The sequence below is a fragment of the Paenibacillus sp. GCM10027629 genome, assembly GCF_042676425.1.
GTDB classification, from domain to species: Bacteria; Bacillota; Bacilli; order Paenibacillales; family Paenibacillaceae; genus Paenibacillus_K; species Paenibacillus_K terrigena.
Genome location: NZ_JBHTGZ010000012.1, coordinates 595,479 through 607,205 on the forward strand (window position 1 = coordinate 595,479; position 11,727 = coordinate 607,205).

Consider the following 11,727-nt stretch of genomic DNA (forward strand, 5'->3'; position numbering starts at 1 on the left):
CTGTCTATTAATTATGCAATATTAATCCCTCAGCGTTCTTATAGAGCAGCATCAGACTCTGTCTGAACTGCGTAATCTGTTCAGGCGTCATGCCAGCGAATAACTCCTTATCGTACGCCTTCTCAATCGGGATTAATTCTTCTGCTTTCTTCCGCCCTTCATCAGTTATGTAGAGCAAGAATGCGCGACGATCACTTGGATCTGTCTCTTTGCGTACAAGCCCTTTCCGGTCCAGGACATCCAGAATACGCGTCAACGTCGGCTGATCACGGGCTGTTCGCTGCGCAAGCTCCTTCTGATTTATGCCGTCTTCTTCCACTAAGCGCACAAGCAGTGTATATTGCTCTGGTGTCATGTCATAAGGCTTGAACCGTTGTGTCAGAATTTGTGAAGCTTTACGATAGGTCATGCCAAGTCGAAATCCTAGTGATTCATCCAAAATACTCGAGGACATGTTAAACCTCCAAAATTTATTAGTTAGTATACTAATTATAATGTATGCAATTAATTGTTGTAAATCGTTATTTTACTTTCACTCTATTTTCACGGAATACAACACAAAAACTCCCGATCATTCATGGTTCGAATAATCGAGAGTTCTTATGTTTTCATTCTATGAACGAGTTAGGCATGAACTCCGCCTTTCACCTGAATGGCACTCCAATCTTTTCGATAGAAGCGATACATCAGGGTTAGGCCAAAGACCATTAAATACGTGTACAGCGCGATCCAAGCGCCAATACTGCCCATATCTAATACAAAAATCAGTAAATAGGACAACGGAACGAAGAGGCACCACGCTACGACTAACGATGCACGTAGAAGGAAGGTTGTGTCACCTATACCTCGCAACCCACCCGCATAAAAGTTCAAGAATCCGTCGAACAACTGCAAGAACGCCGAGATCATAATGAGCTGCGCCGCCGTATGGAAGACACCTGGATCCGTATTGTTATACAGCTTCGAAATATTCTCTGCGAAAATAAATTCTACAGTTCCGAGCACGAGTAAGAAAATTGAACCCATAATGGCCGTATCCGTCCCCGCACGTCGTCCGCGCAGTGGTTGTCCTCGACCGACCTCTTGCCCGACCAGAATCGTCGCCGTCGCTCCAAACGCAAAAGCCGGCATGAATCCAAAGGACATGACATTCAGTGCCACTTCATTTGCAGCGAGCGCCTCGGTACCTAGTCTTGCGACGAATACGGTAAAGATGAACATCGATAAGCTCATCGAGAATTCTTGTACCCCAAGCTTCGTACTCTCGGAGATCATCTCTCCCATATCTTTGAAGCGCGGCATCACCCACGTCCGGGTGTTGTAGAGTGGATGCAAGCGGAAGAAATAGACATAGATCGCGAGCAAGAAGCCGACCGCTTCCCCGATCAGAATCGCAATGCCTGAGCCTTCAAGTCCAAGTTCCGGTAAGCCAAAATGTCCGAAGACAAGCGCGTAGACTAGGAATAAAATGATGACATTACTAATCACAGATAAGACCATGGAAGTCTTCGTATCACCAATCCCGCGTAGAAACCCATGAAACACGAACGAGATCATCCCAATCGCAAGCGCTACGAATCGCAGCTGCAGATAGGACTCCCCCGCAGATACCAGCTCCGAAGAGCCGCCCGTCCAGCCTAATATGACGCCGGAGAACAACCAGCCCATGATTAATAATACGATTGCAAAAAACGTGCATAAATATAATGCATAATACATCCGTTTAACCCCGGTCCTCATATCATTCGCGCCATAGTTCTGAGCGACCAAATAGTTCACCGTATGCCCGATACCGGAGAAAATGGCGAAGCCGTTATACATAATAATGTTCGACACGCCGACAATGGCAATGATAAGCGCTCCGAGATGCCCCACCATGATCAAATTGACCGTTCCGATTACCGTCGCCGTCGCGAATGATAAGAGCGAAGGAATCGCGAGCATTAAAATCTTTTTCCAATTCTCTAACATGACCTTGCCTCATTTTCTTCAAAAGTAAGTTCAAAAAGCTGACTTTTCGAACAACCTCTCCATTAGGTTAACTTCCATTGTGCAATAGAACCCAAGCCTTGGCAACGGAAGAACGGCGTATTCATCCATTTTTGTCATATCTCACAAAGGAATTAACCATTTCTCACAGCATAAATGCGAATTCGGCAATAATCGGCGACCCACTGTCCATCTTGCATGCATTGCGGCCTTGTCTGTTCAATAACTTCTTGGACGACAACAGTACGATGCTCCTTCGTCAAATGATTCAGGTATGGGCCCGCGAACGTATCCAACCAATTCTCCATCCCCTGTTCACCATCCTGAAGGATCGTTGGTCGGTTGAAGTGAATTGCCTGCATGACGCGGAATCCGACCTGCTCTAATAATGAAGCATATTCACCAATACTCGGAAAATACCACGGATTCATCGATTCTTCGTACCATCCATGGGCAGTCATCACATCTTTAAGCGCGGTAGAGATACTCGCAATATTTCCTTTACCGCCAAATTCTGCGACCAATCTGCCTCCGGGACGAAGTGCATTGGCCATGGCGCGAGCAGTACTCGGCGCATCCTTCATCCAGTGCAGCGCCGCGTTACTGAATATCGCATCTGCAGGTTCTATCGTCGACCAATGCTGACCGTCCGCTTGCTCGAAAGATAGATGTGGATATTTCGTCGTCGCTTCTTGAATCATTTCCCGGGAAAAATCGATCCCGTGTATCTTCGCCCCACTCTCCGCGATCTTCGCGGACAAGTCTCCTGTCCCACAGCCCCAGTCTATAATTCGCTCGCCCGCTTGCGGATTCAGCCATTGCACGACCTCCTGGCCAAATCCGGATACGAAAGACATAGATCGATCATAATTTCTCGCATCCCATTGCTGCTGTCCGTGATGGATTGTCATATGAATCCTCTCCTTTCTGGAATATGTTTATTTTGACATCATTTTCTTTATTCGTGAAATATATAATAGTTATTGCTATGATAGTTTTTGACTATAAAAGTGCAACATGTCTCACTCTAAATGAAATAACTGCATATCTGCAGTTATTTCAGCTGGGTATCGACTCTTTCGGCGATTCAACTGCATTTTTGCAGTTATTTCAGCCGGGTAGCAACTCTTGCGGTGATCTAACTGCATTTCTGCAGTTATTTCAGCTGCGCAGCGGCTCTTTCAACGATTTAACTGCATATTTGCAGTTATTTCAGCTGGGCAGCGACTCTTTCAGCGATTTAACTGCATTTCTGCAGTTGTTTTAGCTGGGTAGCGACTCTTTCAGCGATTTAACTGCATTTCTGCAGTTGTTTTAGCTGGGTAGCGACTCTTCGGGCGATTTAACTGCTTATCTGCAGTTATTTCAGCCGGGCAGCGGCTCTTTCGGGCGATTTAACTGCATTTTTGCAGTTATTTCAGCTGGATAGCGACTCTTGCGGCGATTTAACTGCATATTTGCAGTTATTTCAGCTGGGTAGCGACTCTTTATGCGATTTAACTGCTTATCTGCAGTTATTCCGCCCACGATGGCCCCCAACGCCCCCCATCACAAAAGCCATGCCCACCCCACTGGGGCAGACATGGCTAGATGTACTTTATTCCACCGTTACGTATCGGCTTACCGATTGAGTAAGCTTCCCACATAACGCAATAACTCGTTCGCACAGACCGGGCAATAGCCATGTTCATCCATCAACCGTTTGGATACCTCGTTAATTCGCTTCAGCTGCTTCTCATCCGGTGTCTTCGTGGATGTCGTAATCTTAACGATATCTTTCAGATCCGCGAACAGCTTCTTCTCAATCGCTTCCCGCAGCCGATCATGGTTGTTGTATTCGAACTTACGCCCTTTGCGAGAGTAAGCCGAGATTCGAATCAGAATCTCTTCCCGGAACGCTTTTTTCGCATTTTCCGAGACACCAATCTGCTCCTCAATCGAACGCATCAATCTTTCGTCCGGATCCATCTCCTCATCCGTTAGTGGATCGCGGATTTTGGTCCAATTGCAGAACGCTTCAATATTATCGAGGTAATTCTCGAACAACGTCTTCGCCGACTCTTCGAAGGAATAGACAAACGCCTTCTGAATTTCCTTCTTCGCCAGATTATCATATTCTTTGCGTGCGACGGCAATAAAGTTCAAATATTTCTCGCGCTCATCTTTCGTAATAGAAGCATGCTGATCCAGACCATCCTTCAGCGCACGCAGCACATCCAGCGCATTGATACATTGCAGGTCCTGCTTAATAAGTGCGCTCGAAATCCGGTTAATGACATAACGCGGGTCAACACCCGACATGCCTTCTTCCGCATACTCGCTTTGCATTTCTTTCAAGTCCGCTTCCTTATAGCCTTCTACCTCTTCCCCGTCGTACATGCGCATTTTTTTGACGAGATCCATGCCCTGCTTTTTCGTCTCTTTCAGCCGCGTGAGAATAGAGAAAATCGCAGCAGACCGCAACGCATGCGGCGCAATATGGATATGCTTCATATCGCTCTGTCCAACCAGCTTCTCATAAATCTTCTCTTCAGCAGATACCTTCAAATTATACGGAATCGGCATCACGATCATCCGGGATTGCAGCGCCTCATTCTTCTTGTTCGCAATGAACGCCTTATACTCGGATTCATTCGTGTGCGCTATGATGAGCTCATCGGCGGAGATAAGTGCGAATCTTCCTGCCTTGAAGTTTCCTTCTTGCGTCAGCGACAACAGGTTCCACAGAAACTTCTCATCGCATTTCAACATCTCCTGGAACTCCATCAGGCCGCGGTTTGCTTTATTCAACTCGCCATCGAATCGATAAGCTCGCGGATCAGACTCCGAGCCATATTCCGTAATCGTCGAGAAATCGATACTGCCTGTAAGATCCGCAATATCTTGGGACTTCGGATCTGAAGGCGTGAACGTACCAATACCGATACGTTGATCTTCGGAGATCGCTACCCGTTCAACCAAGACACGCTCTATATCACCATAGTATTCAGTGCGAAGACGCATCTGACAAGAGGGGCAGAGGTTGCCTTCGATCCGAACGCCGAGCTCTTTCTCAACTTCAGCACGCAACTCGTGCGGAATCAGATGAAGAGGTTCCTCCTGCATCGGACAGCCTTTGATGGCATACACGGCCCCCTTCTCTATGCGTGAGAATTGCTCCAACCCCCGTTTGAGCATTGTAACAAGTGTCGATTTACCACCACTGACTGGTCCCATCAAGAGGAGAATCCTTTTCCGAACATCGAGCCTACGCGCTGCCGAGTGAAAATACTCTTCCACCAATTTCTCGAGTGCCCGATCCAGGCCGAATAACTCCTTCCTGAAAAAATTGTATTGTTTGTTGCCGTGACTTTCTTCCACACCATGGGACTTAATCATTTCGAACACCCGGGCATGAGCGGTCATTGCCGGGGTTGGATCTAGACGCAGTAAGTCAACATATTCTCGAAATGTCCCAGTCCAAGCTATTCGCTCACTCTCCGCATGATGTTCAGATATTCGCTTAAATAAGTCCATGATTCTAACCTCCTACGCTTCTGTTTTCTATTGGTGCCCCTATCAGACCGAAGTGTGACAATGCCAATAAACCATTTCAAAAGTGTATTACATAACTATGCGCGGAGATGGGATTAGTTGCTCGAAATTTTCAGTTCAATCCTATATAATGAGGGCTAGTTCTGGTACGAAAATTGGAATGATGTGAGATTTATGGGGACAAGGGGAGAAGAATCATGGCGATCCAACACGAGACCGAGCTATATGAGCCGATCAAGCGTTTCTATGAGGCACGCGGTTATACGGTAAAAGGGGAGGTCCGCCATTGCGACCTGGTCGCGGTCAGCCCAGATGAGCAGGACATCGTCATTGTTGAATTTAAGAAAACCTTCAACCTCGCACTACTGCTGCAAGGGGTCGATCGAATGCAATCCAGTGAGCAGGTCTACTTAGCCGTCGAACGAAACCGCAGTAAAAAAGGTGCGGTGAATCAGCGTTGGGGTGAGCTTACGCGGTTATGTAAAAGGTTGGGACTCGGACTCCTTACCGTCACATTCTATAAAACGAAGAAACCTGTCGTTGAGGTCTTGTGCGAGACCACGGCAGCGACCAATTATATGGCAACACCAGTGAACAAACCGGCACGCGTGAGCGGCCGGCGCAAGAACCGCTTGCTCCAGGAATTCAAGGAGCGCAGCGGGGATTACAATGTAGGTGGCAGCACGAAGCGGAAGCTTGTCACCGCATATCGTGAGAAGGCGCTTCACCTCGCGCAATGCCTTCGTGAGCACGGGCAGCTCAGCCCACGCGCACTACGTGAGCTATGCGGATACAGCACCACAGCCACTATGCTCCAGCACAATTACTATGGCTGGTTCGATCGCGCCTCGCGAGGAATTTATCAGCTGACGCCTGCAGGTCACGCAGCGCTCGAAGAATATGCCCGCGTCTTACAAGAAGCTGCAGCCGCAGCACAAAAGGACGTATAGCAGCAGACCAATTCGACAACAAAAGCCCCCAACAGACCGTCAATCCGTGTCTGTTGGGGGCTTCTTCCACATACTCTATTAACTCCGCGCGACGAACTCGCCAATCGATTCGGCTAGAATCTTCATTGCTGTCTCAATCTGCTCACGCGACGAATGCGTGAAGTTAAGCCGCATCCGATTGCGCTTCGGCTCTGCAGCATAGAAATCGTTACCCGGAACGAAGGCAACGCCCTTCGATACCGAAACCTTAAGCAGCGCATCCGCATCGAGTCCTGACGGCAGCTCAACCCAGAAGAACATACCGCCCTTCGGCGTAATCCAGTTCGTCTCCTGCCAGTCCGGACCCTCGAGCAGACCCTTCATGAGCAGCATCCGCTCCTCATATTCTTGACGAATCAATGTGATATGTTCATCCAGATTGAAGTCAGGCGCGACAAGCAATTCATAGAGAATCTGCTGATCGAGCATACTCGAATGAATATCCGCCGCCTGCTTCACCCGTGTCATCGTCTGAATCACGCGCCGATCTCCCATCGCCCAACCTGTGCGAAGTGCAGGTGCTACCGTCTTACTGAACGTGCTGGTATAGACGACGATCCGTTCGTCCGCTTGTTGATCCAGTGAGAAAATCGTTGGATATGGATCTTCACCGTTCGCTGTGCCCTGAGCCTGTCCGCCATCTGTTCGAAACCGCAATTCGCCATACGGATCGTCTTCGAGAATGAGAACGTCGTTCGCGCGGCATAACTCGAGTAGTCCCAGACGACGCTCTAGACTCCAGACGTTCCCCGTCGGATTTGAGAAGGTCGGTACGACATAGACCATTTTCGGCGAATATTGTTTGATTTTGTTCTCGAGATCAGCTAAGTTCATTCCGTCCGCATCACTTTGTACGGGAATAATCTTAACCCCACGGAATTGAAGCACCTGTAGACAAGCCAAATAGGTCGGATTCTCTACGAGCACAATATCGTTTGGCTCCAGATAGACCCGCACGAGCAGATCAATCGCTTGCTGCGATCCTGTCGTCAGGATCATTTCATCCGGACTCACATGCATGTTCTTCCGCGACGCCATGCGCTCACATAACTTCTCGCGCAGCTGTGGCAATCCTTCGGTTACGCCATATTGGAGCGCGCGTTGATTGCCTGACAAGGCCCGATTTGCCGCACTTCGCACCGCTTCCATCGGGAACAATGCCTCATTCGGCAGACCTCCTGCCAAGGAAATGATCGACTTCCCTTGCGTAAATTTCAAGATTTCGCGAACCGCAGACGCCTTAACCTCTTGTACACTCGGAATAAATCGGTAATTCATGGACGATTGCTCCTCTCCCAATACACTTTACACAAGATCATACGCCTTAACATTTTTTTCCGCAATCCCTTGTACGCATCTACGATAAAAATTCATAGATTTACCAGAATTCGACAGAATCTAGTCGTTTTTTGCGATACTGGTAAATCCATGGTAGAATACACAGGTGCAAGACTTAAGGTTGTTCAAAAAGCCACCTTTTTGATCACGTAGTGCTGAAAAGTTGACTTTTTGAACTTGCAATTATTATTTATGAGGTGATAGAAATGAATTCTTCTTTGGAGCCAAATGTCGAATCTTCCGAGGTGAAGCGTAGGGTGAAAAAGGGGGGCGCATCAGCAAAGTGGTTCCTTGTTTTTTGGATCGTTATGATTGGAATTGGTGTATACGCAACCTATTTATATAGCAACCATATGAAACAAAACATGATCACAGAGCTGCAGTCGTCCACTAATCAACAGCTTGCAGAAATCAAATCCGACTATGCAGCGCAGTTAAAAACCATGCACAAAGAAATAGAGACATTGAAGAACAAGGTCGATACGTTCAACGAGCTGCTCACATTCACGAAGGATAACGCCAGCAACAAGACAGACAACAGCAACAAATTATATTCGCAATTAAATGAAGTGAAACAGAAGTTGGATGCACTTCAGAAGAAGATGGATCTCCTGAAATGAGAACGCCCATACAGCGGATGAATCGCGTGTTCATGCTGGCAAGCGCGCCGTTCATCGGCATGCTCCTATTTATGCTTTTCGCTACTCATCCTGTGTCCATTAAGTATGAAGCAGATCCCTTACCACCACAGACAGAATTAATGAAGGCTACGAATCTATTAGGTGAACAATTGGATCAAGCGGGTAAGAACGCGCAGTTCACAATTACTTCGATCCGCAAAGTGGCTACCATCTATCAGAAGACAACGTCGACCATGAATTCGATTGTGAAGCAATCTGTCACCCAAGCTGCACGACCAGAGAAGATCTACAATACACGGATTACGAAACGGCTTGGCAGTCCAAAGGAACGGATTGATAGCAACAACATCACGATGGAGCTCTTCCGTATCAACCAGGATACATACAACGGTTACGCCCTCAAAATCAAACTCAAAGATCCGAAAGCCATGAAGATGGTCCTCGGCCAAGATAAAGTAGGGAAATCTGAAACGACACTCGGAGCTGTCCGAAGATATGGGGCTGCCGCAGGTATCAACGCAGGCGGGTTCGCGGACGGCGGCGGAAGCCGATACCCACTCAGTACAACGATGATGAACGGCAAGTATGTAAATGGCGGATTTGAGCCAAGCTATAAAGACCTCAGCTTCGTCGGGTTAAATAAGCAAGGTAAGCTTATCGGTGGGAAATTCTCGTCCAAGAACCAGCTGGATCAGCTCGATCCGGAGTTCGGTGCGACCTTCGTACCCGTGTTGCTCAAGAATGGGGTCAAAAATCCGATCCCGGATAAATGGAAGGCCCCTCGGCGCGCTCCTCGAACCGTTATCGGCAATTATAAGGACGATCAGCTGCTGATTATGGTCATCGATGGATATAATGAACGGGGCAACTCCGGCGCTACACTGGAGGAAATGCAGAACAAGCTTGCTAACCTAGGTATCACCGATGCATTTAATTTGGATGGCGGAGGATCTTCATCCTTGATCTTCAATGGCAGGATCGTTAACAGCCCTTCCGACGGTCAATTGCGTCCGGTACCGACCCATTTCCTATTCTTTAAATAAGAACGATTTGTGAATCTTAGCCATTAAAATGTTCACATTTTAATGATTTTCATTTAGGTATATATTGGGTATAATAGGTTTTAGCTATTGGAGGTGTGCATAATGTCACTGACTTTCTGGATTGTTATGTTAGTGTTTGTGCTATTCATTACGGCAATTCTCACTTCTTCGTACAACGAAGATAAAACCAAAGGGCTGTAATACATATATTACGTGTCCCGACACGCAAAAAAGCTTCCTAGATCCACGATTATGGATCAGGAAGCTTTTTTCTACCCCCAACATGAAAAAAATTAAGCTTTCCGTTGCAAGAGGTTCATTTCCTCGGCACATTGCATGCATATGTACTTTTCTTTAAATTCGATAACGCTTACCATAGACCCACAGAACAAGCATTTCGGGCGATAACGCTCTAAAATAATGTGATCCCCTTGAACAAGAATTTCAACAGGGTCCCCCTCATTCATTTGATAACGTTTTCGAAGCGACTTCGGCAAGACAATACGTCCCAGTTGGTCAACTTTTCTGACTACACCGGCAGGTTTCATAAGTAGCGGCCACCTTTCTCTATCAGTCTATTTAAACCTTAGAAAACTCTGCCCTTCTACACTTCGCTTATAAAGCCGCAAAATCCTGCAAAAAAAAATCAGAATTTATGAATTTGTTATCCAATTGGTTCGAAATCAAGTTGACGCAGTGCTTCATAGACGATAATCGCCGCAGAATTCCCTAAGTTCAAGGAGCGTACTTTGTCTGTCATCGGCATCTTCATACATGTATCGGGATTTGCATGAATGAGTGATTCAGGCAGCCCTTTGGTTTCTTTACCGAATACGAAGAAATCATTGTCCTGGAACTTAAAATCCGTATATCGATGGCTTGCCTTGGTCGTAGCATAGAAGAATCTTCCTTCAGGATATTTCGCTTGCACTTCCGCAAACGAATCATGATATTCGATATGTACCGCATACCAATAATCCAGTCCAGCGCGCTTCAATGTAGCATCGTCGGTACGGAACCCTAGCGGGCGTACCAAATGTAAATGGGTACCTGTCGCTGCGCAAGTCCGAGCAATATTACCCGTGTTCGCAGGGATTTCAGGCTCCACTAAGACGATATGTAATGGCATCCGTTCATTCACCTCACAATTCTTATTCATTATACACTATGGTGTCAAAATTTACGATGAATCCAATTCATAGATCATTCAACCCATTATGAAATATTTAACATGGTTTTTACGTTAGATTAATCTTCACATGACGAACCTCCCTCATAATGAGCACAGAGGAACAACCAGGAACCATCTGGAGAGGAGCTACCGCGTATGATGAAGAAAAAAATTCTAGTCGTTGATGATGAACCTTCCATTTCTACGTTAATTGACTTTAATTTAAAATTGGCTGGATTCGAAGTAATGTGTGTATTTGATGGAGAAGCGGTATTCGACGTCATCCAACAATTTCGCCCTGATTTAATTGTACTCGATGTCATGCTCCCAAAGATGGACGGATATGAGGTATGCCGATCACTTCGCCGTGAGAACAATCTCGTCCCTATTATTATGCTCACCGCGATCCAAGATATAGCGAATAAAATCACAGGCCTTAACCATGGTGCCGATGATTATATGACGAAGCCATTCAGTCCACAAGAGTTAATCTCTCGCATTCAGGCAATTCTGCGCAGAGTTCAAGCCCTGCCTTCCATGAAGGAAGAGACGATCTATGCGATTGGACGGCTCAATGTGCATGCAGAACAGCGCGAGGTGATCTTAGACGGTGATACCGTCGAGCTAACACCGAAGGAATTCGAGCTTCTCCTATTCCTCTGCAGACATCGCGGCAAAGTGCTCAGCCGACAACAGCTTCTGCATGGCGTATGGGACTATCATTTCCTTGGTGATACACGTATTGTTGATGTGCATGTTAGCCATTTGCGTGAGAAAATCGAGAAAAATGCTCGGAGCCCGCAATATATTATGACCGTTCGTAATGTCGGATATAAATTAAATGAACCCGTGTTCAAAGAGGAGCTCGCTTAGCTCTTTTGTGACCTCGTGCAAGTTCCCATTGCTTTTTGCCACACCAACTCCTATAATGTTCTTGTTCAACCTAAATAAGGAAAACAACAAGGATGTTCTATCCGTAATGAGAAAAGGAGTGGTAAATATGGTAAAAAATACGTTAATTG

13 protein-coding genes are annotated in these 11,727 nt (G+C 46.6%); 5 read left to right on the forward strand and 8 right to left on the reverse strand.

Annotated features, from left to right (window positions below; translation table 11 throughout):
- Nucleotides 1-7: 7 nt before the first annotated feature.
- From ACFQZR_RS23325 to ACFQZR_RS23335, 3 genes are all read right to left on the reverse strand, one after another.
- On the reverse strand, nt 8-454 hold the full coding sequence (locus ACFQZR_RS23325) for a MarR family winged helix-turn-helix transcriptional regulator (RefSeq protein WP_379350370.1): 447 nt from the start codon (nt 452-454) through the stop codon (nt 8-10).
- A 170-nt stretch (nt 455-624) separates the two neighbouring features.
- On the reverse strand, nt 625-1,971 hold the full coding sequence (locus tag ACFQZR_RS23330) for an MATE family efflux transporter (RefSeq protein WP_379350372.1): 1,347 nt from the start codon (nt 1,969-1,971) through the stop codon (nt 625-627).
- Between the two features lie 152 nt (nt 1,972-2,123).
- Nucleotides 2,124-2,900, reverse strand: a complete 777-nt coding sequence (locus tag ACFQZR_RS23335; protein WP_379350374.1) for a class I SAM-dependent methyltransferase — start codon at nt 2,898-2,900, stop codon at nt 2,124-2,126.
- A 188-nt stretch (nt 2,901-3,088) separates the two neighbouring features.
- Between ACFQZR_RS23335 and ACFQZR_RS23340 the strand changes: the two genes are divergently transcribed.
- Entirely contained in the window at nt 3,089-3,256 is a 168-nt protein-coding gene (locus tag ACFQZR_RS23340) for a hypothetical protein (protein WP_379350376.1), read from the forward strand.
- A gap of 98 nt (nt 3,257-3,354) precedes the next feature.
- On the opposite strand, the gene ACFQZR_RS23345 is transcribed toward ACFQZR_RS23340, so the two are convergent.
- Nucleotides 3,355-3,516 (reverse strand): hypothetical protein, encoded by a 162-nt coding sequence (locus ACFQZR_RS23345; protein ID WP_379350378.1) that lies wholly within the window; start codon nt 3,514-3,516, stop codon nt 3,355-3,357.
- A gap of 93 nt (nt 3,517-3,609) precedes the next feature.
- Nucleotides 3,610-5,505: a PrkA family serine protein kinase gene (locus tag ACFQZR_RS23350; protein ID WP_379350380.1), complete on the reverse strand. Its 1,896-nt coding sequence runs from the start codon at nt 5,503-5,505 to the stop codon at nt 3,610-3,612.
- Nucleotides 5,506-5,720: 215 nt separating this feature from the next.
- Between ACFQZR_RS23350 and ACFQZR_RS23355 the strand changes: the two genes are divergently transcribed.
- Nucleotides 5,721-6,473, forward strand: coding sequence for a DUF2161 domain-containing phosphodiesterase (locus ACFQZR_RS23355; protein WP_314585575.1), 753 nt, complete (start codon nt 5,721-5,723; stop codon nt 6,471-6,473).
- 78 nt (nt 6,474-6,551) lie between these two features.
- On the opposite strand, the gene ACFQZR_RS23360 is transcribed toward ACFQZR_RS23355, so the two are convergent.
- Nucleotides 6,552-7,790, reverse strand: a complete 1,239-nt coding sequence (locus ACFQZR_RS23360; protein ID WP_379350382.1) for an aminotransferase-like domain-containing protein — start codon at nt 7,788-7,790, stop codon at nt 6,552-6,554.
- 266 nt (nt 7,791-8,056) lie between these two features.
- Between ACFQZR_RS23360 and ACFQZR_RS23365 the strand changes: the two genes are divergently transcribed.
- A complete protein-coding gene (locus ACFQZR_RS23365; protein ID WP_379350384.1) occupies nt 8,057-8,470 on the forward strand; it encodes a hypothetical protein in 414 nt (137 codons plus the stop codon).
- On the forward strand, nt 8,467-9,534 hold the full coding sequence (locus tag ACFQZR_RS23370) for a phosphodiester glycosidase family protein (protein WP_379350386.1): 1,068 nt from the start codon (nt 8,467-8,469) through the stop codon (nt 9,532-9,534). The genes ACFQZR_RS23365 and ACFQZR_RS23370 overlap by 4 nt, the downstream gene beginning before the upstream one ends.
- A 293-nt stretch (nt 9,535-9,827) precedes the next feature.
- On the opposite strand, the gene ACFQZR_RS23375 is transcribed toward ACFQZR_RS23370, so the two are convergent.
- The gene (locus ACFQZR_RS23375) at nt 9,828-10,082 is read right to left on the reverse strand and encodes an AbrB/MazE/SpoVT family DNA-binding domain-containing protein (protein WP_018756163.1); all 255 of its coding nucleotides are present in this window, start codon (nt 10,080-10,082) and stop codon (nt 9,828-9,830) included.
- A 116-nt stretch (nt 10,083-10,198) separates the two neighbouring features.
- Entirely contained in the window at nt 10,199-10,663 is a 465-nt protein-coding gene (gene trmL, locus ACFQZR_RS23380; RefSeq protein ID WP_379350972.1) for a tRNA (uridine(34)/cytosine(34)/5-carboxymethylaminomethyluridine(34)-2'-O)-methyltransferase TrmL, read from the reverse strand.
- 198 nt (nt 10,664-10,861) lie between these two features.
- Here trmL and ACFQZR_RS23385 point away from each other — a divergent pair, with 198 nt between their 5' ends.
- Nucleotides 10,862-11,578, forward strand: a complete 717-nt coding sequence (locus tag ACFQZR_RS23385) for a response regulator transcription factor (protein ID WP_018756165.1) — start codon at nt 10,862-10,864, stop codon at nt 11,576-11,578.
- Nucleotides 11,579-11,727: the final 149 nt, after the last annotated feature.